Source organism: Candidatus Pelagibacter sp. PS_10_02, from assembly GCF_059418005.1.
In genome coordinates, this window is record NZ_CM182076.1 from 783499 (window position 1) to 808687 (window position 25189).

The 25189-nt window shown below is 32.9% G+C and carries 25 protein-coding genes; 15 read left to right on the forward strand and 10 right to left on the reverse strand.

Features of this window, described 5'->3' with window-relative positions; genetic code table 11:
- Positions 1–82: 82 nt before the first annotated feature.
- Positions 83–1768 (forward strand): formate--tetrahydrofolate ligase, encoded by a 1686-nt coding sequence (locus AC5SL1_RS04395; protein WP_494599260.1) that lies wholly within the window; start codon positions 83–85, stop codon positions 1766–1768.
- 3 nt (positions 1769–1771) lie between these two features.
- Here AC5SL1_RS04395 and AC5SL1_RS04400 read toward each other — a convergent pair whose 3' ends face one another.
- Genes AC5SL1_RS04400 through AC5SL1_RS04415 form a run of 4 tightly spaced genes read right to left on the reverse strand, consistent with a single transcriptional unit; the run spans position 1772 to position 4954 of the window.
- Positions 1772–2563 carry a type 1 glutamine amidotransferase gene (locus AC5SL1_RS04400; protein WP_494579207.1) on the reverse strand — a complete coding sequence of 264 codons (792 nt, stop codon included), beginning with the start codon at positions 2561–2563 and terminating at the stop codon, positions 1772–1774.
- Complete coding sequence (locus AC5SL1_RS04405) at positions 2560–3723, reverse strand: iron-containing alcohol dehydrogenase (RefSeq protein ID WP_494579209.1); 1164 nt, start codon at positions 3721–3723, stop codon at positions 2560–2562. Before AC5SL1_RS04405 ends, AC5SL1_RS04400 begins: the two co-directional genes overlap by 4 nt.
- A 14-nt stretch (positions 3724–3737) precedes the next feature.
- A complete protein-coding gene (locus AC5SL1_RS04410) occupies positions 3738–3932 on the reverse strand; it encodes a hypothetical protein (RefSeq protein ID WP_494579210.1) in 195 nt (64 codons plus the stop codon).
- Positions 3926–4954, reverse strand: coding sequence for a 2-dehydropantoate 2-reductase N-terminal domain-containing protein (locus AC5SL1_RS04415; protein ID WP_494599261.1), 1029 nt, complete (start codon positions 4952–4954; stop codon positions 3926–3928). The genes AC5SL1_RS04410 and AC5SL1_RS04415 overlap by 7 nt, the downstream gene beginning before the upstream one ends.
- Positions 4955–5034: 80 nt before the next feature.
- Between AC5SL1_RS04415 and AC5SL1_RS04420 the strand changes: the two genes are divergently transcribed.
- Entirely contained in the window at positions 5035–6372 is a 1338-nt protein-coding gene (locus tag AC5SL1_RS04420; protein ID WP_494579213.1) for a trimethylamine monooxygenase, read from the forward strand.
- 20 nt (positions 6373–6392) lie between these two features.
- Positions 6393–6767, forward strand: coding sequence for a cupin domain-containing protein (locus tag AC5SL1_RS04425; RefSeq protein ID WP_494573445.1), 375 nt, complete (start codon positions 6393–6395; stop codon positions 6765–6767).
- On the opposite strand, the gene tmoV is transcribed toward AC5SL1_RS04425, so the two are convergent.
- The 6 genes from tmoV to tmoX form a co-directional block, all read right to left on the reverse strand.
- Positions 6764–8917, reverse strand: a complete 2154-nt coding sequence (gene tmoV / locus AC5SL1_RS04430) for a trimethylamine N-oxide ABC transporter permease protein TmoV (RefSeq protein ID WP_494579215.1) — start codon at positions 8915–8917, stop codon at positions 6764–6766. The genes AC5SL1_RS04425 and tmoV overlap by 4 nt on opposite strands.
- Positions 8918–8920: 3 nt before the next feature.
- A complete protein-coding gene (tmoW, locus tag AC5SL1_RS04435) occupies positions 8921–9952 on the reverse strand; it encodes a trimethylamine N-oxide ABC transporter ATP-binding protein TmoW (RefSeq protein WP_494579216.1) in 1032 nt (343 codons plus the stop codon).
- 64 nt (positions 9953–10016) lie between these two features.
- Positions 10017–10568 (reverse strand): hypothetical protein, encoded by a 552-nt coding sequence (locus AC5SL1_RS04440; protein ID WP_494579217.1) that lies wholly within the window; start codon positions 10566–10568, stop codon positions 10017–10019.
- Positions 10568–10945: an MORN repeat-containing protein gene (locus AC5SL1_RS04445; RefSeq protein WP_494579219.1), complete on the reverse strand. Its 378-nt coding sequence runs from the start codon at positions 10943–10945 to the stop codon at positions 10568–10570. The genes AC5SL1_RS04440 and AC5SL1_RS04445 overlap by 1 nt, the downstream gene beginning before the upstream one ends.
- 35 nt (positions 10946–10980) lie before the next feature.
- Positions 10981–11442 carry a hypothetical protein gene (locus AC5SL1_RS04450; protein ID WP_494579220.1) on the reverse strand — a complete coding sequence of 154 codons (462 nt, stop codon included), beginning with the start codon at positions 11440–11442 and terminating at the stop codon, positions 10981–10983.
- 62 nt (positions 11443–11504) lie between these two features.
- Positions 11505–12449, reverse strand: a complete 945-nt coding sequence (tmoX, locus tag AC5SL1_RS04455) for a trimethylamine N-oxide ABC transporter substrate-binding protein TmoX (RefSeq protein ID WP_494579222.1) — start codon at positions 12447–12449, stop codon at positions 11505–11507.
- 110 nt (positions 12450–12559) lie between these two features.
- On the opposite strand from tmoX, the gene AC5SL1_RS04460 reads away from it, so the two are divergent.
- The 12 genes from AC5SL1_RS04460 to glnT all read left to right on the forward strand — a co-directional run bounded on the left by AC5SL1_RS04460 (position 12560) and on the right by glnT (position 25189).
- Complete coding sequence (locus AC5SL1_RS04460) at positions 12560–14887, forward strand: trimethylamine N-oxide demethylase (RefSeq protein WP_494599262.1); 2328 nt, start codon at positions 12560–12562, stop codon at positions 14885–14887.
- A gap of 2 nt (positions 14888–14889) precedes the next feature.
- A complete protein-coding gene (locus AC5SL1_RS04465; protein WP_494579225.1) occupies positions 14890–15240 on the forward strand; it encodes a hypothetical protein in 351 nt (116 codons plus the stop codon).
- A gap of 102 nt (positions 15241–15342) precedes the next feature.
- Entirely contained in the window at positions 15343–16671 is a 1329-nt protein-coding gene (locus AC5SL1_RS04470; RefSeq protein ID WP_494579227.1) for an NAD(P)/FAD-dependent oxidoreductase, read from the forward strand.
- 75 nt (positions 16672–16746) lie between these two features.
- Positions 16747–18216 (forward strand): glutamine synthetase family protein, encoded by a 1470-nt coding sequence (locus AC5SL1_RS04475; protein ID WP_494573435.1) that lies wholly within the window; start codon positions 16747–16749, stop codon positions 18214–18216.
- Between the two features lie 25 nt (positions 18217–18241).
- Positions 18242–19186: a class II glutamine amidotransferase domain-containing protein gene (locus AC5SL1_RS04480; RefSeq protein WP_494573434.1), complete on the forward strand. Its 945-nt coding sequence runs from the start codon at positions 18242–18244 to the stop codon at positions 19184–19186.
- Entirely contained in the window at positions 19174–20028 is an 855-nt protein-coding gene (locus AC5SL1_RS04485) for a GltB/FmdC/FwdC-like GXGXG domain-containing protein (protein ID WP_494573433.1), read from the forward strand. Before AC5SL1_RS04480 ends, AC5SL1_RS04485 begins: the two co-directional genes overlap by 13 nt.
- Positions 20028–21437, forward strand: coding sequence for an FMN-binding glutamate synthase family protein (locus AC5SL1_RS04490; RefSeq protein WP_494573432.1), 1410 nt, complete (start codon positions 20028–20030; stop codon positions 21435–21437). The genes AC5SL1_RS04485 and AC5SL1_RS04490 overlap by 1 nt, the downstream gene beginning before the upstream one ends.
- A gap of 8 nt (positions 21438–21445) precedes the next feature.
- On the forward strand, positions 21446–21871 hold the full coding sequence (locus AC5SL1_RS04495; RefSeq protein ID WP_494586801.1) for a hypothetical protein: 426 nt from the start codon (positions 21446–21448) through the stop codon (positions 21869–21871).
- 126 nt (positions 21872–21997) lie between these two features.
- Complete coding sequence (locus AC5SL1_RS04500) at positions 21998–23398, forward strand: ammonium transporter (protein WP_494579232.1); 1401 nt, start codon at positions 21998–22000, stop codon at positions 23396–23398.
- Positions 23399–23409: 11 nt separating this feature from the next.
- On the forward strand, positions 23410–23634 hold the full coding sequence (locus AC5SL1_RS04505) for a hypothetical protein (RefSeq protein WP_415277903.1): 225 nt from the start codon (positions 23410–23412) through the stop codon (positions 23632–23634).
- Positions 23635–23693: 59 nt separating this feature from the next.
- The gene (locus AC5SL1_RS04510) at positions 23694–23846 is read left to right on the forward strand and encodes a hypothetical protein (protein WP_494573428.1); all 153 of its coding nucleotides are present in this window, start codon (positions 23694–23696) and stop codon (positions 23844–23846) included.
- A gap of 17 nt (positions 23847–23863) precedes the next feature.
- Positions 23864–25189, forward strand: a complete 1326-nt coding sequence (gene glnT, locus AC5SL1_RS04515; RefSeq protein WP_494579234.1) for a type III glutamate--ammonia ligase — start codon at positions 23864–23866, stop codon at positions 25187–25189.

Consider the following 25189-nt stretch of genomic DNA (forward strand, 5'->3'; position numbering starts at 1 on the left):
TATATATATTTTTTAGAAGTTTCCAAAAAATTATAATAGGATATCAATTGAGCATTAAAAATTAATTTTATAGGAGTTTTAAATGAGCGAAGTTAAGTCAGACATTCAAATAGCTAGAGAAGCTAAAATGCAACCTATAAATGATATTTTAGCCAAGATAAATGTACCTGATGAAAGTGCTGCTTTTAGTCCAATGGGAAGGCACATTGCAAAAATTAATTTAGAATATTTAGATACTTTAAAAAATAAACCAAATGGAAAACTTGTATTAGTGACAGCAATCACTCCTACTCCAGCTGGTGAGGGAAAAACAACAACTTCAGTTGGTTTAAATGATGGATTAAATAAAATTGGAAAAAAATCTATTGTTTGTTTAAGAGAACCAAGCCTTGGTCCCTCTTTTGGAATGAAAGGTGGAGCAGCAGGTGGTGGTTATGCTCAAGTAGTTCCAATGGAACAAATTAATTTACATTTTACTGGAGATTTTCATGCAATAACATCAGCTCATAATTTGCTGTCAGCCTTAATTGATAATCATATCTATTGGGGAAATAAATTAGACATCGATGTTAGAAGAATTGTTTGGAAAAGAGTAATAGATATGAACGATCGTTCTTTAAGATCTATAAATATAAACTTAGGTGGAGTTGCAAATGGTTTTCCAAGAGAAGATGGTTTTGATATAACCGTTGCATCTGAAATCATGGCAATCTTTTGCTTATCAAATGATTTAGAAGATTTAGAAAAGAGAATAGGAAATATTACAATTGCCTATACTAGAGATAGAAAACCTATTTATGCTAAAGATTTAAAAGCACAAGGTCCAATGACAGTATTATTAAAAGATGCAATTAGACCTAATGTTACTCAAACTTTAGAAAATAATCCTGCAATTATTCATGGTGGCCCTTTTGCAAACATTGCTCATGGTTGTAATTCTGTAATTGCTACAAAGACTGGATTAAAACTTGCTGACTATGTTGTTACAGAGGCTGGATTTGGTGCAGACCTTGGTGCAGAAAAATTCCTTGATATTAAATGTAGAAAATCAGATCTAAAACCTAGTTGTGTAGTAATTGTTGCAACTATTAGAGCATTAAAAATGCATGGTGGTGTAGCAAAAGATGATCTTAAAACAGAAAATGTAGAAGCTTTAAAAAAAGGTTTAGTTAACCTTAAAAGACATGTGGAAAATGTAAAGAAATTTGGTTTACCAGTTGCAGTAGCAGTTAACCATTTTATTAAAGATACAGATAACGAAGTAAAAGCCTTAATAGAATTTTGTGACACTATTGGAGTGAAAGCAAGTCTCTGTACTCATTGGGCAAATGGTGGTGGTGGTACAAAAGAGCTTGCAAGTCATGTTGCTGAATTATGTGAGAAAAATGAAGATAAATTCAAATTCTTATATGAAAGCAAAACTCCTCTATTTAAAAAAATAGAAACTATTGCAAAAGAAATTTATAGAGCAGATGAGGTTATTGCTGATACTAAAATTAGAGATCAATTAAAAAGCTTTGAAGATGCTGGGTATGGAGAATTCCCAATTTGTATTGCAAAAACTCAATACAGTTTTTCAACAGATCCGAGCTTAAAAGGCGCGCCAACAGGACACTCTTTGCCAATCAGGGAGATTAAACTTTCTTCTGGAGCAGAGTTTATAGTGGTTATATGTGGAGCAGTGATGACGATGCCTGGGCTACCAAGAGTTCCAGCAGCAGACTCGATTAAGCTAAATAAAGACGGTGAAATTGAAGGTCTATTTTAGAAACTATTTACGTAAATAATTAAGCCAGTTTCTAACTTCACATGTCCTATTATTAAAATCTAATAGTTCGTTTTGAGATTTTATGTAAGAGATATGGTTTTCATACTCTTCTTCATTTAAAAAATTTTTATTTACAAATAGTCGTTCTTTACGACCTTCAATAAGTTTAAGCATCTGCAAGTACTCATAATCAGGATGATACTGTAGGCCAATAATTTCAGAGTTTCCTGCATTAAAACTAACACCCATTACATTGTTAACTTTATCACTTGATAGAAGAATAGCATTTTTTGGTAATTCACTTACTTCATCAAAATTAAATGCTGGTGATGTAAAAATCTTTTTTTTATCTTTGTAAATAAAATGCTTCTCACCTTCATTATTAATAATTACATCCGACGCAATTCCAATGTGAGCACCTTTTTTTCCAGGGTTTACTTTGCCCCCAGCCGCTGTTGTGCAGACTTGTAACCCCCAACAAATAGCTAAAATCTTTTTTTTTTGAGTAAAACAATTTGATGCAAAATTAATATGTTTCTTAATCACATCTGTCATATCATTTATTCGCATTGCACCACCTGTAAAGACAATACCATTATATTTACTCATGTCTTTTAGAGCATTCGTTGTCTCATCATCATGACCAGGATTTATAATTTCAGTAATTGTAGATGGTTCTATTTTTAAAATTAAGTTTTTTAAGTTATCTGCTGCAGAAGCACCAGCTGCTTTAATAAAAAATTCACTATCTTCTTTAATATTTCCTTCAACAATTAAAATGCTCAAATTACTCATTTAAATAATTCACCTGTCATACTGTGCTGGTACATTATCCTCATATCATTCTCAGTTAATTTTTTTGGATTTCCTCCAGTAGATGGGTCTGCTAAAGCCATTTTTGATAATCTATCAATATCAAAATCTTTTTCATCAATCACTTCTGATAATTTATGAGGCATATCTAGTTTTTTTCTTAAATCTAAAACCCAGTTAACAAAACCGTCAAATGATCTATCTTTAAGTTTTAAATAATCAGAAATCTTAATTATCTTCTCTTCGATAACATCTTTATTAAATGTTAAAACATAGGGCATGAATATTGCATTCGATAAACCATGATGAATATTATTTAATGCATTTACTGGGTGACTTAATGAATGAATTGCTCCTAGTCCTTTTTGAAATGCTGTTGACCCCATACTAGCAGCTGTTAGCATGTTTTGCCTTGCTTCAATATTTGATCCATTGTTAACTGCTTCAAGTAACCATTCATTAATTAATCTCATTCCCTCTAAAGCAATTCCATCAGCCATAGGGTGGTATCCTGGAGCACAATATGCTTCCAGGTTATGAGCTAGTGCATCCATACCAGTTGCAGCTGTAATCTTTGCAGGTAATCCAACTGTTAAAACTGGGTCCAAAATAACTATTGAAGGTAAAAATTTAGGATGGAAAATAATATTTTTTATACCCGTTTCTTCATTTAATATTACTGATGCTCGTCCTGTTTCAGAACCAGTGCCTGCAGTTGTGGGTACAGCAATAATTGGTGCAATTTTATCAGGGTTTGCTTTGGTCCAGTTATCACCAACATCCTCAAAATCCCAAATAGACTGTGTTTGACCCGACATAAATGCGATAGCTTTACCAACATCTAAGCCACTACCTCCACCAAAAGCTATTACTCCATCACAATTATTTTTATTATAATAATCAGCGCCTTCAGTTACATTGGTGCCAGTTGGGTTACCAACAACATTTGAATATAACTCAACCAAAATCCCATTTTCTTTTAGGTTATTTAAAACATTATTTACAATTTTTGATTTAGCTAGACCACTATCTGTTACTAACAATGGTTTATTAATATTTAAAGTTTTACAAGCAATACTTAAATCTTTAACTCTGTTTTTTCCAACCCACATGGTTGTTGGATAATTCCAATTTGAATTCATGAGTTAATCTCTTTCTAATTTTTATTTTTTTTAATTTCCTCTTCACAAAACTTTTTAGCTTCTTCAAGATCAACAATTTTAGATTTAGATAATTTTTGGCTTCCTGCTAAACAGGCATCTACAGCTCTTTTGAGATTATGATCGCTAAAATTTAAAATAACTACCATTCCAAGCACTATAAAAAAAAATATTAATATATTTTTTACCATTTAATTTCTAATTTTTTATTTTCACAAATAGTTTTTAACATACTAAACATAAGTGGGAAGTCCTTTTGATCAAGTTCTTCTAAAATTTTTGGTCCAATCTCTAAAGCAAGTTGTGCGCCTTCAACTGTAATATTTTTCATAAACTTTTCTTTAGCATCTTTATAAAGATAGCCTTCTCCTAAATATTTACCCATTAAACTATTTCTTCCACCTATTGCACTGACATATAAATCACCCAAGCCAGCTAAGCCATAAACTGTATCTGTTTTGCCTCCATAGTAAGAAACAAATTCTACCATCTCAGAAATTGATCTATGAATTAATGAAGCAGATGTGTTCAAATAATATTTAGATTGAATTTCTTTTGAAGCTTTAGAGTTACTCAATCCCTCAGAAGCCCCAATCAACATTGAATATATATTCTTAATTGCACCAGCTAATTCTACACCTGTTAAATCATCTGAAGTTTCTGTTGAGTAATAATCGGTTGATATAAATTTTTTTAGTTTTTCAGTTTCTTTAATGTTTGGATTGGCAATAACTGTACCTGTTCTCATTTTATTTGCAAGACCGGCTGCCAAACAGGGGCCTTTAATCGCTGAAACGTTTACTTCAGTTTGACCTTGATTTTTTAGAAGTTTTTTAATTTTATCCGACAGTGTTATTAATTCATTATCCTCTATAGCCAAACCTTTTGTTAATAAAATAATGGGAATATTTTTTTTATAATTTTTCGATATTTGATTAACAAACCATTCAATTCCTATAGAACTAACTCCAGCAACAATTATATCTACCTTATCTTCAAGTATTGATTGTAATTTTTCAAATTTTTCAACCTTCAATTCTGATGGTAATTTAATATTTAAAGCTGGATGGAAATTATTATTTAATTGAATTTTATTTATTAAATCATCTTCTAAATGTGTACCAACAAGTGTTACTTTATTCTTGTTTTCAAGACATGGAACAGCAAATGCTGACCCCATTGCTCCAGCACCAATAATAATAATTTTTTTCATAATACTGTATTTTTTTATATTAATTTTTAGCATTTTGTTGATAAAGTACAGTTATAAATTAATTAGGAAGAAGCGATTTTATGACAAAAGTAGCAATTATTGGTGCTGGGCCTTGTGGTTTATCTGCTTTGAGATCTTTTGAACAAGCTGAAAAAAAAGGTGAAAAGATACCTGAAATAGTTTGTTTTGATAAACAAGAAGATTGGGGAGGATTATGGAATTACAGTTGGAGAACAGGTTCTGATCAATACGGTGACCCTGTACCTAATAGTATGTATCGATATCTTTGGTCAAACGGTCCTAAAGAATGTCTAGAGTTTGCAGATTATTCATTTGATGAACACTTTGGAAAACCAATTCCATCTTTTCCACCTAGAGAAGTATTGTACGATTATATTTTAGGTAGAGTTAAAAAAGGAAATTTAAAAGATAAAGTCAAATTTAATACGTCTGTTACCAATGTTTTTTATAATGGTAAAAGTTTTGAAGTTTCTTATCGAGACAAGATAAATAATAAAATTTTAAAAGATATATTTGATTATGTGATTGTATCAACGGGTCATTTTTCAGTCCCATTCATTCCAGAATATCCAGGAATGAAATCATTTCCTGGAAGAATAATGCATTCTCATGACTTTAGAGATGCAGAAGAATTCAGAGGAAAAAATGTTGTTGTCTTGGGAAGTAGTTATTCTGCTGAAGATGTTGCTCTTCAGTGTCATAAATATGGAGCAAAAAGTGTAACCATAGGCTACAGACATAATCCAATGGGATTTAAGTGGCCTAAAGGAATGAAGGAAGTTTTTCACTTAGATAGACTTGAGGGCAATAAAGCAATTTTTAAGGACGGTCATGAACAAGAAACAGATGCTGTTATTCTTTGCACTGGCTATCTTCACCATTTCCCTTTTTTATCTGAAGATCTTAAACTTAAAACTAGCAATAGATTGTATCCACCAAAATTATATAAAGGTGTTGTTTGGCAAAATAATCACAAACTAATGTATTTAGGTATGCAAGATCAGTTTCATACTTTCAATATGTTTGATTGTCAGGCTTGGTATGCGCGAGATGTAATAATGGGAAAAATAAAAATTCCAAATGACTCAGAAATTGAAACAGACATAAATAAATGGGTATCGATGGAAGAAAAATTAGAAAATCCAGATCAAATGATTGATTTTCAAACTGAATATACCAAAGAACTCCACTCTTTATCTGATTATCCTAAAATTGATTTTGAATTAATCAGAAAACATTTTAAAGAATGGGAACATCATAAAGTTGAAAATATTATGACTTATAGAAACAAATCTTTCTCTTCACCAGTAACGGGTTCTGTTGGACCAGTTCATCATACACCATGGGAAACTGCAATGGACGACTCTTTGAAAGTTTTTTTAGATCAAAAAAAATAAGTATTTGATGTTTAATTTATATGATATTTGTAAAAAACCTTAAATCTGTTTCTGATCAAGATTGGACAACCACGGATAAATACCCAGGAGTGAGATGGAAATTTTTAATTGATAAAGATTTTGATGGGAGTTCTGGACTATCACTTGGTTATGCTGAAATAGCACCGGGAGGTGATTTAACTCTTCACTATCATTCTCCTGATGAAATATATGTGATTACAAATGGCGAAGGTATATTAAATAAATCAGGTGATTTAGAAAAAATCAAAAAAGGTGACGTTGTATATATTGGCGGAAATGAAAAACATGCTTTAAAAAATAATGGAAAAGAAACTTTAGAATTTTATTGGATTTTTCCAACAGATCGTTTTTCAGAGGTTAAATATCTAAGCTAACTTAACCCAAGGTGTTTCTTTCGCTGATCAACCCAAGTTCTAATTAAGTTATCAAATATCAAGCCAATAAAGGCAACGCAGAGTCCTAGTGTTAATCCTATACCCGCTCCATTTTTGTCCGACAAAGCCTTAAGAATATATTGACCTAAATCTTCTGTTCCAATAAATGCACCGATAATCACCATGAATAGAGCAAATACTATTGTTTGATTTAAACCAAGCATCATATGAGGAAATGCTAAAGGAAATTCTATTTTGAATAATCTTTGAAATTTTGTTACACCCGACATTGTTGCTGCATCATGTAAGGCTGCAGGAACACTTCTTAATCCCTCAATGGTATATCTTGTTGCAGGAATAGTTGCGTAAACTATTACCGCAATTAATACCGACGTATCTGTTATTCCAAAAAGCATCATTACAGGTATTAAATATACAAATGATGGAAATGTTTGAAAAATATCACAAACTCCCAACATAAAACTCGCTGAATTTTTATTTTGAAAACACAAAGTGCCGACTGTAAATCCAATTATACAAGATATGACAACTCCAAAGGTTGCCATGTAAGTTGTAACTAAAGCTCTATCCCACCATGGACTTAATGCTATAAATAATGTTAATCCACAAACAATTAAAGCAGAACGAATGCCACCTATTATATATCCTGCACCAACAACCAAAACTAATGTGGCTACAGCAGGCATTCTTAAATATAAAGCACGCATTGGCTGAAGCACATCTACAATTAACCAAGTATTAAATGCTTTTATATATACAAAGAATGTATCAAAAATCCAATCAACACCTTTGTTCCAAAAATCAGCTGTCGATATTCCTTTGTTATGTGGAATTTCAAAAAAATAATTAAAACCTTCTTTAAAGTAAAAAGATCCAATGTATGCAAATACAATCCCTAATATTATAGCTACAATGAAAAAGAATGTATTTTTATGACGTTGAAAAAAAGTTAAGTTTCCAAAATAATCAATTTGTTTATTAGCCCAAGCTAAAGACATTTTGTCTAATAAGATTGCAATCAGGCTTATACATAATCCAGCTTCTAACGCTAATCCTATGTTTAACTGATTTAAAGCTAGTAATAAATTAAATCCTAAACCTTTTGCTCCTATAAAAGCTGAAATTACAGCCATAGAAAAGCAAACCATGATAACTTGGTTAACTCCAATTAATATATCTCTTCTGGCTGTTGGAATTAATACTTTAGACATCAGTTGCCAATTACTACATCCACTCATTTTACCTGCTTCAATAACCTCTGGGGATATACCTCTAAGACCCAATAAAGTTAATAGTATCATTGGCGGTACTGCAACAACCATAGTTATAATTACAGCTGCATGATCACCTACTCCAAAAAGAACAATTGCTGGAACTAAAACTGCGTATTGAGGCATAGTCTGCATTACCAAAAGTATTGGATATAAAGCTTTCTCAACTCGTTTACTTTTAAATGCTGCAATCCCTAGACCCAAACCAAAAATAAATGATAAAGGTGCCGCAACTAATATAAAAGAGAGTGTTTGCATCGAAGGTTTCCATTGACCAAAAATGGAAATATAAATCATGACTAAAGCAGCAAATAACGCAAGACCCTTACCACTAAGTTTATAAGCTAAAATTGTTGCCCCTGCTGCCACGATTGTCCATGGAAGTCCTGGTAATTCTGCCCAAGGATTAGCATCAATCCAGTCCCAACTAGAAAATGCAACAATAGTATTAAGCCCACCTAACAAAAACTCTCTTATTAGCTCAATAAGAAAAGTCATAAAAGAAGTTAAATTCCTAGTGATTTGCAGCACTAAGGGTCGAGTTTTAAACTCTTGAGTATCCTCATTCCAAAACTCCATTGGCATCCACTCATTCATTAAGAAAAATAAAGAGTCATTTATCCAAATAGGAAGCCACCCTAGAAGCGGGGGTAATCTCCAAAAAACATCAAAGGCATAATATCTTACCTCTTTACCAAATAAGACGTATGAACTTTGGTTAGGATCTTTAATAAATTCTGCTTGTCCTCTTATAAAATTGTATGTTTCGGGAACATCAATAGCAAAACATAGTGCAAAAAATATAATTAATAAAAATAACCACTGAAATAATTTGGGATATTTTTTAATAAATTCCATATTTTAATTGTTATTTTTACGTCCTCCAAAAACTGTATTAATTATTTTTGATGGATTAATAGAACCTACAATTTGATTATTTTCATCTACTACAGATACTGTTTTTTCTTGAGTTAAAATTTTTTCTGCTACATTTTCAATAATTTCATCTTTTGAAACTTTTAAATCACTTAAATTTTCTTTTGTAATTACGTCCATTACATCTTCAATTAGCAAAACTTTTTCTCTAGGGACTTCTTCAGTAAATTTTCTTACATATTCTGTTGCAGGATTTAAAACAATATTAGCTGGTGTGTCTAATTGTTCAATAATACCATCCTTCATAATCGCAATTCGATCCGCTAGTTTTAAAGCTTCATCAAAATCATGAGTAATAAACATTATTGTTTTTTGTAATTTTCCTTGAAGTCTTAAAAACTCATCTTGCATTTCTTTTCTTATTAATGGATCCAGCGCCGAAAAAGGTTCATCTAAAAACCATATGTCTGGTTCAACAGCTAATGATCTGGCGATACCAACTCTTTGTTGTTGACCTCCTGAAAGTTCTCTTGGAAAATAGTTTTCTCTTCCATCAAGACCAACTAATTTTACCATTTCCATTGCTTTACTAATACTATCTTCAGTTTTAATTCCTTTAATTTGAAGTGGAAAAGCAATGTTCTCTACAACTGTTTTATGAGGTAGTAGAGCAAAACTTTGAAAAACCATTCCCATTTTATTTCGTCTTAGATCAATTAGCTCTTTATTGTTTAGTTGAAGTAAATCTTGCCCTTCAATAAAAATTTTTCCACTTGTTGCATCTGTTAATCTAGAAATACATCTTAATAAAGTTGATTTACCTGAACCAGATAAACCCATTACAACTAACATTTCTCCTTTTGAAACTTCAAAAGAAGCATTATTAACGCCTACAATACATCCATTATCTTGAAAAGTTTTTGCATCTACATTGCCATTAGATTCATGAAGCATTTTTTTGGCATTTTCCCCAAAAATTTTATAAACGCCTTCACATTTGATTATTGGATCAGACATAACTTGTAATTAGGTTATACGAAATTAAGATAAATTAAAAACGATATAATTATTTTTTTCCTCCTTAAAAATTTTTTATATAATAAACTCTTGTATCAATTCCTGTGCTTAAAAAACTTAAAGCTTCACCACTAACAGTAATTGTTTCGTCAACACCAACGTTCTCTCCACTCACTACAAATCCTGCAAAACATTTATTCTTTTCCTTGTCCCATTTTACAAATGTATCACTTATTTGATTACCATTCATTGTGTACAGTTCATGTGCTCTAAAATTTAAAAAATTTGCTCCCATTATTGCGCGCTGTGGAATAAGCTTTGTAGCATTACAAACTTTCTCATAAACTTCATCTGTTAGTCTAAAATGATCAGTTCCATCAAAATATACTAAAATTCCTGAAGGAAGACTTGAAATTAATTTGTCTAGTTTTCTTGTTTCAGCAACTCTTTCTTCCTCAATTTTCATTTTTGCAACAAGCTCGTCTCCTTCACCAAAAATGTTATTCAAGATAGCAAAAAATAAAATTATAATTATCATTACGAGTGCCAAACCAGCAAATTCTTTAATAGTATCTGGTAACTCTTTTATTTTATGTAAATAATTTTCTTTTAACATTACTCTTGTAACTTTCCATTAATCCATGTTCCTGATTTTTGTTTTCCATCAGACCAGGTAAAAATACCTTGGCCGTTCATAAAACCTTTTTTCCATTCACCTTCATATGTTGAGCCATCAGGAAAACTTAGAGTGCCTATGCCACTCCACTCACTATTTTTAAATTCTCCTTTATAAATATATCCATTTGGCCAGGTTTCAGTTCCTTGACCATGTTTTTTGGTTCCAACCCACTCACCTTCATATGTTGTTTTGTCAGTGTAAATCCATTTTCCATAACCATTTTCACAATTTCCTTCTTTACAGCCCGTGCTTCTAGCTAAAGCAGAAGATATAATCAACAATCCTAAAATTATACTAATAAGGTATTTTTTCATTTCAATATTTTACACAAAATTCATTAAAAAAAAAATCAAACTTTTTTCTCTTTTTTGCTACATGAATAAAAAGAAATTTCCTTTTCAGAGTTTTTGCTTTTAATATTTCGTGTAATTTCATGAATTAATTCACCAGAGTTTCTATCTATAATAGCTGACTCTGAATATTTTTTTTCTTGATCTATGGATTTAAACAAAATTATATTTTTATTTACAATTTTAACATTTAATTCTTCAGATTTTGAAAGGAATAAAGATAATCCATTTACAAAAAGTTTTTCAGGTTTTGATGCTACAATTTCAAATTTATCTAAACCCTTTTCATCTAAATCTTCAGCTAAAAATGTTTGATAATTGTATTCTAAATTTTTTATTATTTTCTTTTCTAAATCACATGTAAATTTTAAATTTATATTTTCTTGAATATTTATATCTTTAGCAAATAAAAGATTGCCAAAAAATAAACTAAAAATTATTACTACTAAATATTTGATCATTTTATTAAAAAAAAATCTCCCCCAACATTGTTGGGAGAGATTCAAATTTAAAAGCTTTACCCTTATTTAGTAAAAGCTTTCCAAACTTTTTTGTTCTTTTTTAACCATGCTTTTGCAGCATCTTCATGAGTCATTTTGTCAATGTCAACTAAAGCTGCCATTGCACCAATTTGACTTGTAGAGAATGACATTTTTTTGAATGCCGCAGCTGCTGCTGGATGAGTTTTTGGAAAATCAGCATTTACTGCTTTTTTTAAATAACCATCTGGCGAACCACATTTACCATCTCCACCGTCTTCTGGTCTACAACCAGCTGTGTATGGAGGAAAATCGATAAATGTAAAACCAGCACCATCTGTAAAATTTGGTGTCCAGTTGAAGATAATTGTTCCTCTTCCTTCTTTTTCAGCGGCTGATAACTCTGCCCAAAGTGCATCTGCACTTCCAGCAAATTTAACCATCCAAAGATCACCTAAGCCTAAAGCGTCAACCCTTTGAGGTATCAAATCTCCATGCCAAGTTTGTGGACCTTCAAGCATTCTTCCTTTTCCACCTGAGTCAGGTGTTACGAAATTCTTCGCACAAGCAGGATTTTTTAAAGCCGTCCAATCTGGAAGACCTGGGCATAATCCTTTTTCAGCAACCCAGTTAGGATAACCCATATCCTCTAGAGTTCTTGCTTCATGGTCACCCCAATCAAGTAAACCACCTTTATCTAATGCTGTAGTAAATGACTTACCAAAAGCAGATTCCCATACTTCATGAGAAATAGATACGTCACCAATTCTAATTGACTCGTATACTGCTTGAGAGTCAGCATTTACATAGCTAACATTGTTACCCATACTTTCGAAAATTCCACCAATAACATAAGCCATTACAATTTGACTTGACCAGTTATGAGTTGGGATTACGATAGGTTTTTTACTATCTGCTGCGTTAGATATTCCTGTAAAACTTACTACAGTAATTATCAGAGCAGATATTAATGATGTTATTTTTTTCATTTTATTCCCCTCGATTATATTAATAATCAAATTATGTTCTTAATTAAACTTCTAGTCAACTCATTTTGATTATATTATGCTTCATATAATATATATAAAAAGCTAAGTAGATGTTAGGAACTAGCAGAGATATTAATAATCCAGGTTTAAGGATTTTACCACCAGGAGTTGAAAGATACTTCGTCAAAGGTGGGGGCTTATCAGTAATAGAGGTTTTTCCCGAAGATAAAATTGAAATAATTAATGAAGAAGGAAAACAAATTTGTGAAATAATTGTTTTTAATTCTAGTGGCAAACCTGATTTGTCAATTTTAAATCTAAAAGAAAATTCAAATGCAGATTTCTCTAAAAGAGTAATTGCAAAAGATGAAAAAATTTCAAAAATTTTTAAGAAAAGAAATCTAGATCTTAAAAAAGCTAAATCATCAATTGTATTCGATGAAGATTGTTTAATGGGAGAAAAAATAACACTCTCATCAAAAGATAAATGCTTTGTGTTAATAGCAGCACCTGGTGACCCACTAAATGTTCATGAACAAAATCCACCGACTGATTTAACAATTTTTGTTAATAGAGCAAAATTTTCAGAAACTGATGAACAATTTATTTTACCAGAGCCTTTAAGTGATCCTATAATTGAGCAACTTATTAAAAGAAGAACGGCAGAAACTTATGAGGTTAAAGCAGGTGAATATATTCAAATCATAGATACAGGTGGAAGACAATGTTCTGATTTTTTAGCTTTCGATACTCATAAATTAAATGATGGTATTGAAAGTATAATCGACGATAAAGCCACAAGAACGTTTATGGGTAGCGCGTATCCTGGCCCGGGATTGTTTTCAAAATTTTATGATGGAGATCATGAAGCAATGGTTGAAGTAGTAAGAGACACGGTTGGAAGACATGATACTTTTAATTTAGCTTGTACTTCTAAATACTATGAAGACCTAGGTTACATGGGGCACATCAATTGCACTGATAATTTTAATAAAGGTTTAAAAAAATACGATATAAGTGCTCGAAAAAGTTGGTCTGCTATAAACCTTTTTTTTAATACAGCAATTGATGCTAACAATGTTGCAACATTTGATGAGCCATGGTCAAGACCTGGTGATTATGTTCTATTTAGAGCGTTAAAAGATTTAACGTGCGTTTCATCTGCTTGTCCTTGTGATGTTGATGCTGCTAATGGGTGGAACCCTACTGATATATTTGTTAGAACTTACGGAAAGAATAATAAGTATTCAAAAGCAATTGCATTTAGAATGAAAACAGACTCAGAACCAAAACTAACTCAAGAAACAGGTTTTCATAAAAAAACATCTGATCTAACCAGAAATTTTGTTGAATACAAAGGTTTTTGGTTAGCAAATAATTTTACTAATTCAGGAACAATAAAAGAATATAACGCGTGTAGAGAAAGTGCGATAGCAACAGATCTTTCTCCACTTAGAAAATTTGAAATACTTGGTCCTGATGCAGAAAATTTAATGCAATACACTTTAACAAGAAATGTTAAAAAACTATCAGTAGGTCAAGTTGTCTACACTGCGATGTGTTATGAAAATGGATGTATGTTAGATGATGGTACATTGTTCAAATTTGGACAAGATAATTTTAGATGGATTGGTGGAGATGAATACAGCGGTGAGTGGTTAAAAGAACAGGCTAAAAAGAAAAATTATAAAGTTTGGATAAAATCTGCAACAGACCATATACACAATATTGCCGTTCAAGGACCTAATAGTAGAAAAATTTTAGAAAAATTTGTTTGGACAGCCCCTATCCAGCCCTCAATAACCGAACTTGAATGGTTTAGATTTAATATTGCAAGAATTGAACATGAAACAGGAACACCTATTGTAATTTCTAGAACAGGTTACACTGGGGAACTTGGTTATGAAATATGGTGTCATCCAAAAGATGCTGGTGAGGTTTGGGATAAAGTTTGGGAAGCTGGAAAAGAATTTGACATCACACCTTTAGGTTTAGAAGCTTTAGATATGGTTCGAATTGAAGCTGGACTAATATTTTATGGATATGAATTTGATGATCAAACAGATCCTTTTGAAGCTGGAATTGGTTTTACTGTTCCACTTAAAACTAAAGAAGATGATTTCATTGGCAAGGAAGAATTAATAAAAAGAAAAGCTAATCCTCAAAAAAAATTAGTAGGTTTAGAGCTTATTGGTCACGAACCAGCTGTTCATGGTGATTGTGTTCATGTTGGTAGAGCACAAATTGGAGTTATAACGAGTGGAATGTTGTCACCAAAGCTTGGTAAAAATATTGCGCTTTGTAGAATTGATGTAAAATATTCTGAAATTGGAACTGAAGTTGAGATTGGTAAATTAGATGGGCACCAAAAAAGAATTGGTGCAAAGGTTGTTGCTTTTCCTTTCTATGATCCAACAAAATCTAGAGTAAGAGCTTGAAAATGCCCAAAGATAAAAAAACTCTTTTAAGTTTTTGGGAAGACCAAATGAAACAATCTCATACATCAAGTAACTATTTTTTTAGAAAGTCTCCTTCTCATTATCATATGATGTTATTAGTTATGTCAGCTTATAAAGAACAAACAAAATTATCTGTTGAAGAATTAAAAACAAAACTTTTTAAAACTTCTAGACCAAAATCTGCATTAATCATTACTGAAGCTTGCGAAAAAGGATTCTTTCGCCTTGAAAAAACTTCAACTGATCAGAGAATAAAAAATATAGTGCCGAGTGAGTCATTTATTAATGAGTTTAACGAATATTTAAATACGCTTAAAAACATAAGCTATTAGCTATTAATTTATCAAAATTACAAAGTATATATCTTTTATATATAATTTTTAGTTCTATAAAAAATTATATTAATTACTATTACCAAAAAATAATGTTTTGATATGTCAACATTACCTACAAAAGCAAAAGTAGTTATCATTGGTGGTGGTATTCATGGATTGAGTACTGCTTGGAAACTTTCAGAAACATATAAAAATCCTGGCGACATTGTAGTCCTAGAAAAAAAAGATATTGCAGCTGGCGCAAGTGGGATTGCGTGTGGAGTTATTAGAAATAATTATTTTCAACCAGCCATGAGAGAATTAATGGCACACTCAGTTTCTGTTTGGGAAAGTGATCCAAAAGCATTTAAATATAATGCGGTAGGATATTTACAAATTTCTCCAGAAGTAATGCATGCAGATGTAGCAACAATTTACGAACAACAAAAAGCAATTGGATACGATTCAGAATTTATTGAAGGTGAAAAAGATTGTATGAATTATATGAAGGGAATGTTTGATGACTGGCAAGCTCAAGGCATCACTTCAGTTCTTCATGAAAAAAAAGGTGGTTATGCATTTAATAAAGATTCTATCAAAGCTCTTGAAAATAAATCTACTTCAAATGGTGTTCAGGTAATGAAAGGTATTAAAGTTACAGGTTTTAAAAGAGGTAGCAATAGTAAAGCAGTTACTGGAGTTGAAACTGACAAAGGAACTATTGAGTGCGAGCAAGTAGTAGTTGGTGCTGGTCCTTGGGCTAGAGATTTTTGGAATATGTTAGAACTTCCAAAAACAGCAAATATCAAGGGTAAAGATGGCAAAATGCATGAAACTGATATGTGGACATATTGGATGCTTCAAGAAGGTGTGATTGGGGTTGAGCCCGACTTTTTAAAAATGAACAATGGAAAACAACCTCCTGTGATCCATGTTGACTCTACTGCTCCATTATATTCAGATAAAACAAAAAAATTAATCACTGATAAAATTTGGGGAATTTATTATAAACCTGACATTGAAGGACTTGGTGTTCAAGGTGGAACGTCTCCTTACATAGTTGATAAACATTTTGATAAAGTGAATGTAGATCCTTATGGAGTTGAATCTCCTGAATATCAAACTACAGAAGAATTCAATGATATGTGGTGTTCGGCTTTAGCGCATTGTCAAAAAAGATTTGAAGGAAAATCTGATCTTTATAGAAAAGGGCCGTCTGGTGGTCTTGGATGTATGACACCAGACTCGTTTCCAATCTTTGATAGATTTTTAGAGAACGTATATATGATTGCTGATGCTAATCACGGTTATAAAATGATTGGTGTAGGAGAACTTGTAGCAAAAGAAATTCTTGGTACTGAGAGTGATTTATTAAAACCGTTTAGATTCAACCGTTACGAGAAAGGTGAACTTCACCCTACATCGAACAGTCCGTTCCCTTGGAGTTAAACTTCAAGTCTAGACACTAATAAAAATTTCAGCTACCTTTGAATAAATTATAATTCATTGAGGGGTGAAATTAAAATGACTGATCTAGATAAACACGTTAACCAACCAGGCAGAGCTAAACTAGTAAAACAAGTTAGAGCAAAAATTGATGAGCTTGGTATTGAATATATATTTTTTCAATTCATATCAGTAACTGGTAGAGTTGTTGGAAAAGGAATTCCAACAGACCACTGGGAAAGAACATGTGAAAAAGGTTTTCAATTAGTTTATGGAGCAACTGCAAACTTATTTACAGATCGTCATGGTAGATACATAGGTTATGGACCCGAAGCAAAAGAGCTTGTAGGGATACCTGATCCGGAAACTTTTTGTCAACTTCCATGGGATAAAAAAGTAGCAAGAGTTTTTGTTACTTGTTTTAGAAATCGTGAAGAAAGAGAAAACCCAGGCGCTCATTTAACCTCTGATTGTCGTGGAAATTTAAGAATTCATGCTGAAGAATTTAAAAAAAAGCATGGCTACCAATTAAGAGTTGGAACAGAACCAGAAATGATGTGGTTAACTAAAAATGAAGATGGCTCTCCAACAGGTAAAGGATTTTCTAAACCTTATTGCTATCACATAGATCAATTTGAATCTTTAAGGCCTGTATTTATGAAAGTTTTCGAATATGCTAGAGCAATGGGCTTTGATATGATTCAAGGTGACCATGAGGATGCACCAGGACAACTAGAATTAAACTGGATGTACGATGATGTTTTAAGAAATGCAGATAGACTATCAACTTACAGACAAATTTGTGCCCAAGTTGCTAGAGAATTTAATTTAATTGCTTGCTTTATGACAAAACCTTTTATGGGTGTGTCTGCAAGTGGTTGCCATACAAATATGTCTTTATGGACAGGTGGAAAAGATGTTGTGAATAAATTAAGTCATAAATCTTTACCAGGAATGGACCATGTATTTACTTATGTTGAGGGTGGAACAAATACATTCATGCCAGATACAAAAGATGTTCAGTTACCTGGTAAGGTTGGTCTAAAAGCAATTGGTGGTGTAATGAAACACCTTGGTGCTTTAACTGCAATTGGTTCTTCAACTGTAAATTCATATAGAAGATTATGGGACACAGGTTTTTGGGCTCCTGTTTATGCTGACTGGGGATATCAAAATAGAACATGTGGATTAAGAGTTTCTGCCCCTGGAAGATTTGAATATAGATCGGTAGACTCGATGCATAATCCTTATTTAATGGGTTCAGGATTATTAAAATCTTTTGATGACGGAATATCAAATAATATTGATCCTGGAAAACCAGAATCTAGAAGTATGTACGAAGCTCAAGCAGCTGGTAAAGAAGTCAAAAAATTACCTTTAAGTCTTGGTGAGGCTCTTGACCGTTTAGCTGAAGACGAAGTTATCAAATCAGCTATGCCAGATGAAATGTATAAAGTGTTTCATTGGTACAAAAACGATGAGTGGGAAAGATTTTTAGGTGCAACAACTCAGTGGGATTTAGATACTTATCTGGACTGCCTACCGTAGTCTTTAATTATAAAAAGGAAAATATATGTGTGGAATAGCAGGATTAATACATAGAGGTAAATCATCAAATGTAGGAAGTGAGCTGCAGGGAATGCTTCAGGCTCTAAAACATAGAGGGGAAGACTCAACTGGTTACGCTTTATACGGTGATACAGATGGTAAAAATTTTATCATGCGCTTTAAAGTTGGAGAAAATGTTGGGGAAGGAAGCTCATCAATAATGGAAGAAACTTCAGTTTATGATGAAAGAAAAAAAATTGTTGATCAATATCTTTCTGAGATGGGTGCAAAAATTCTTAAGGAAGAAAGGATTTTACCTTACTCTTTAAGATATGAGCTTGATTATAGCGCAAAAGATTTACTTTCATTTTCACAAAAAATTGAAAGTATTCCAGGTGTGGAAATACTTTCTATGGGGAAATCATTAGAAGTGATTAAAGATTTAGGTAATGCTAAAATGGTTTGTGATAGATATAATTTAGATAAAGTGGTTGGAACTCATGCAATTGGTCACGCAAGAATGGCAACAGAGTCTGGTGTTGATATTAAATCAGCACATCCTTTCTGGGGTTATCCCTTTAGTGATGTATCCGTGGTTCATAACGGACAATTAACTAATTACTGGAATAATAGAAGACTATTAGAAAATAAGGGTATGAGATTTATGTCTGAATGTGACTCAGAATTAATTGCCGTTTATATTGCTCAAAAGATGAGAGAAGGAGCAAGTCTTGAAGAAGGTATGAGGGACTCTTTAACAGGTCTTGATGGAGTATTCACTTATTTTGTTGCAACAAAAGACTCGTTAGGAATGGCAAAAGACACTATGGCAGCAAAACCTTTGGTTCTTTATGAGTCAGATGATTTAGTTGCAATGGGTTCAGAAGAAATAGCGATCAGATCAGTTCTTCCACAAGAAATTGATACATATGATCCATTTGATGGAGAGGTAAAAGTATGGCAAATCTAAAAACAACCGAGAAAAAATCAAAAGCCCAGTCAATGGGTATGCACACAGAAGTTTTAACAGGAAGAACTCAACAAAAGTTTTTTAATCCTGATGAAGCAGAAAACTTTTATTACTTTGGCACATATGATGTTGATTTTAATAAAAGAACAGAGCTTGATGTTAAAGATATGACTGCTCCAGACGCAAATAAAGAAATAGATAATTTAATGAGCCAAGGCTATGGAACAATTGTTATAAAAAATCCTCAAGGAAAACACAGTTTGGGTGTTGGGATTCTAAATAAATTAAACTTAATTTTTGAAGGAAGCTTAGGTTATTTTGGTATGGGTTCATGCGATGGTCCAACTGTTAGAATTAACGGTAGAGTTGGTTGGTCTTGTGCTGAAAATTTAATGGCTGGTAAAGTAGTTATTGAAAAAAATGCAGGATCTTGTTTCGGCGCTGCTATTAGAGGTGGAGATTTAATTTGTAAAGGTAGTGTTGGTGCTAGAACTGGTATTGATATGAAAGGTGGAACTATCATTATTGGTGGTGATGCTGGTGCATTTACAGGTTTCATGATGCAAAGAGGGAGAATAATTATTCTTGGAGATGTTGGAATAAATTTAGGTGACTCTATGTATGATGGTACAATTTTTATTGGTGGCAGTATTGGATCTTATGGGAGTGATGCAGTTGACGCTGAACTTACTAAGAGTGATCAAGACTGGTTAAGAAGAAAATTAAAAGTTGCAGAAATCGGTGAAAATTTTGATGTAAGTAAAATGAAAAAAATTGTAGCTGGTAAAAAATTATGGAACTACGATAATTTAGAACCTACTGAGAAGAAAGGAGCAATTTAATGCCTAAGAAAAAAACTAAAAAGAAAAAAAGTAATGGAAGTGTTGGTGGAAAAGCTGATGTTCATGCCTACGAGGAAGGTAAAAGAAATAAAAGTTTATTAGGTCATAATGCTATTTTTACTCCTGAAGTAATTGACGATATTCACATAAAAGCTCAGTTAGGAAGATACAGAATGCGTGGAATGGCATTGATGAAGAAAATTCCAACATTTGATGATTTAGTTTTCTTACCTGGAACACTTACAAGATTTGTAATTGAAGGTTACAGAGAAAAATGTGAAACAAAAACTGTAATTGGTCCAAGATGTGAAAACCCAATTGAACTTGATATACCTGTTTACATTACCGGTATGAGTTTTGGAGCACTTTCTTATGAAGCTAAAACTGCTTTAGCAAGAGGAGCTACTATGGCTGGTAGTGCTACTTGTTCTGGAGAAGGTGGAATGATACCTGATGAAAGAAGGTATTCTGAAAAATGGTATTACCAATGTATCCAATCAAGATATGGATTTAATCCACACCACGCTCAACTTGCAGATGGAATAGAGGTTTTCATTGGTCAAGGTCAAAAAGTTGGAATGGGTGGACACTTAATGGGTCAAAAAGTAACTGATCAAGTAGCTGAGATGAGATCATTACCATCTGGTATTGACCAAAGATCACCTGCTCGACACCCTGACTGGCTAGGTCCAGATGATTTAGCTTTAAAGGTTGAGGAATTAAGACAACTTACAAAAAATAAAGTACCAATTCAATTAAAGCTTGGTGCATCAAAAGTTTATGATGATGTGCGTATGGCTGCAAAATGTGATCCTGACTCTATTTATTTGGATGGAATGGAAGGTTCTACAGGAGCTGGCCCTCACATTGCTGCTGCAAATACTGGTATTCCAGGAATTGCTGCAATTAGAGAAGCTAGAAGAGCAATTGATGATGTCGGCAAAACTGGAAAAGTTACTTTAATTTATGCTGGTGGTATAAGAGATGGTGCTGATATGGCAAAAGCTTTGGCATTAGGTGCTGACGCAATTGCAATTGGAACTGGATCTATGATCGCTTTGAATTGTAATAAAGATATCCCTGAAGCTAATTTTGAAAAAGAAATGGGTGTAAAAGCTGGTGAGTGTTACCACTGTCATACAGGTCGTTGTCCAGTTGGTGTTGCAACGCAAGATCCTAAACTAAGAGCTAGATTAAATCCAGATGATGCTGCTTTAAGAGTTTACAACTATCTTCATTCAATGACGTTAGAAGCTCAACTTTTGGCTAGAGCGTGTGGTAAAACTAATATCCACTCTTTAGAGCCTGAGGATTTAGCTGCATTAACTACAGAAGCATCTGCTTTAGCAAAAGTTCCTTTGGCTGGAACTAACTACACCGTAGGTGTTGATAACTATCACAAAATATAGAGGTAAATATGGCTAAGAAAAAAACAAAAACTAAAGCAAAAGTTAAAAGTAAAGTTAAAAAAGAAAAAAAACTAAAACTAGGTACTTTTAAAGAAACAGCTAGAGAAAAGTTAATTGGTCAACATATCGGTTACAGATATGATGTAAACTTACTTCCAGATTATAAAAGAGTAACTCCATTTCTTAAAAAATATGTGGAAGCAATGGGATGGGATGATCTTAACTGGTTAGAAGACGTTCATATGGGTTATGAAGAAGGAAGACCAGCAGTATTTTGTAGAAATGCGAATGGTTGGGTTACAATTCCAAAATCTATTAAATTACCGAACAACCAACAAGATAGAGATATGATAGCAAGAGAGCTTTTAGTTAAATTTCAAATGTCTCCAAAACACCCACTTGTTGATTTGAAAAAAGCTTACCTAAAATTTTAATATCTCAATCTATAGTTGTTTTTTTTTAAAAAGTTGTTGTGAACATTAGGTTTTTATAGATTGTTTCATTTGTCACACCCCTAGAAATCTCATAAGCTTTTTAAAAACTAATATGGGAGAGAGAATATGACTGATCAGTTAGGTGCTCTTACAACTATATTTACAGAGTTTTACTATTGGGTAACAGTAGTGCTGATGTTTTTAATTCACGTCGGTTTCTGTATGTATGAAGTTGGAGCTTCTCGATACAAACATCACCAACATACTTTAATGAAAAACACAATGCTGATACCATTGGTTACAGTAACTTGGTTTTTCTTTGGTTGGTGGATTTACTGGGCATTTCCAACAGGACCAGGAATTGCACCTTCAATAATGAATGAGAGTACAGCGTTAATTACTGACGAAAGCACTTTTAGTGCTAAATGGTATTTAGCTAACTCAGAATTTATGGCGATCAATTTAGGTGATCACATAAGTGGAGTATTCTGGGCTGCATTCTTACTATTTTCATGGACAGCTGCTTCAATCGTCTCTGGAGCAATCATTGAAAGAATTACAACTTTTGCATTTGGAATTTTAGCAATTGCAATTGGTTCGTGCTTCTGGGTGATTGATGCTGCTTGGGGATGGCACTTTGATGGATGGATGCTTAAAATTTTAGGGTATCATGACGCTTACGCATCAGGAGTAATTCACGCAATTGCGGGTGGATTTGCTTTAGGTGTTCTAATCGTTTTAGGACCTAGAATTGGAAAATTCTCATCAAGTGGTGAACCAAGAAATATAGGGCCAAGAAACCCATGGCTAGTAACTGTTGGATTATTTTTAATTTATACTGGTTTCTGGGGATTTTATGCGGCATGTAATATACCGATATTTGATCTTGGACCTGAATATGGAATGGAAGGTGTCACCTATTGGACGGCTACAAACATATATGTAACCCCTACCACACTGAGTGGAATTACCTTTAACTTCTTGATGTCACTTTCAGGCGGATTATTGGCTGGATACGTGGTCGCTAAAGGTGATCCATTCTGGACTTACTCAAGTGGACTAGCTGGGATCATCTGTGCATCTGCAGGTAATGATTTGTATCACCCGATACAAGCAATGCTTATTGGTGCGATCGGTGTAGTTATTGCATACAAAATGCATTACTGGGTTGAACGTAAGTTCAAAATCGATGATGCAGTTGGTGCAGTAGCAGTGCATGGTTACGCAGGGTTTGTTGGTCTTGTAATTTGTGGGTTTGTTTTAAATGGCTATCCTTCATCTGGATATAGTGTAGGAGCTATGTGGGACGGATCAACTTATGCATCAATCAATCCATTGGGGCAATTCTTAGGAGCAATAATTATGTTTGGTGTTCTTGGAATGCTACCAGGTTATGTAATAGCTAAAGTACTTCATGGAATGGGTAAATTAAGAATACCCCGTGAAGTTGAAATAGCTGGACTAGACTATGAAATAATGGAGGACGATAGAGAAGCTGAAAAAGCAGTCGCCTCTTCAACTAGGTAAAGGAGAAAAATATGGCTACAGTTACAAACTGGATAGATCATTTAAGTGCAAAAGAGGTTGTCGGAGCAGTTTATCCGGGAGCTGGATCCACTGAAACTTTACTGGTTATTCTTGGTGTAGTTTTTTGGATTGGCTGGCATGTTTTGACTGCTAGATCTGAGAGTGAAAAACTCTCAAGGTTAGCTAGAAAAAGACATGGTGCCAATGATCATAAAAGCAATATTACCGATTGGTAATTAAACTTAAAATTTGGGCGCTACTTGAAAGTGGCGCCCTATTTTTATAATCTTTAAATATGGCTGACAATAACAACGAAGAATTGAGACCTACTAAAATGAGAGGCGTTGTTTTTCCTAAAGCAAAATATGGAGTAATATTAGCTATAGTAATAATAATTGTTGTAAATTTAATTTATTATAAGGAAACTATCTTTTCACTATTTAGATAATAATGTTAACTTAATTTATGCCTAAAAATTTATTCAAAATTGCAAAAGAAAAAAAAATTAAATATTTTCTAATAAGTTTTGTTGATTTATTTGGTGTACTTAGATCAAAATTAGTTCCTACTCATGCTATAAAAGAAATGCAAAGTGCTGGTGCTGGCTTTGCGGGATTTGCCGCATGGCTTGATATGTCTCCTGCAGACTCAGATATGTTTGGAATACCAGATCCAGATAGCTTAATCCAATTGCCATGGAATAAAGAAGTGGGATGGTTAGCTTCTGACTTATGGATGAATGGCAAGCCAGTTGAAGCCTCACCAAGAGTAATGCTTAAAAAACAAATTCAAAAACTTAAAAAACAAAATTTAACAATGAAATCAGGCGTTGAATGTGAATATTTTTTAATTTCACAAGATGGGAACTCAATTGCAGATCCAAGAGATACTCAATCAAAACCTTGTTATGATCAATCGGCATTAATGAGAAGGTATGATTTAATCAAAGAAATTTGTGATTGTATGATTGAAATGGGATGGGGCCCATATCAAAATGATCACGAGGACGCTAATGGCCAATTTGAAATGAATTGGGATTATGACGATTGTTTAAAAACTGCAGATAGACATACTTTTTTTAAATATATGGTTAAAACAATATCTGAAAAACATGGTCTTAGAGCAACTTTCATGCCTAAACCATTTGAAAATTTAACTGGAAATGGCTGTCACGCACACGTTTCAGTATGGCAAGGTAAGAAAAATAAATTTTTAGATAAATCAGACAATCTGGGCTTAAGTAAAATGGCTTATAATTTTCTTGGTGGAGTAATCAAAAATGCATCTTCTCTATCAGCTTTTTTTAATCCAACAATTAATAGTTATAGAAGAATAAATGCTCCACCAACAAAATCAGGTGCCACATGGTCACCTAGCAGTATTTCTTATACAGGAAACAATAGAACTCATATGATTAGAATACCTGACCCAGGTAGATTTGAATTAAGATTAATGGATGGATCTGTTAATCCATATCTGTTACAAGCAAGTGTATTAGCTGCTGGATTATATGGTTTAAAAAATAAAATCGATCCAGGAAAACCACTTAATTGTAATATGTACGAAGACCACGCAAAATATCCAGATTTACCAAAATTACCTAATGAGTTAGTTCAATCATTAGAGCAATTAAAAAATAATAAAGAAATGAATGAGGCCTTTGGTAAAGAAACAATTATAAGCTACATCAAACTTAGAAGTTTGGAAATTAAAGAATTCCAATCCAAAGAAAGTTTTGATAAGACAAAACCTATTTCAAAGTGGGAAAAAGATAATACTCTAGATTGTTAG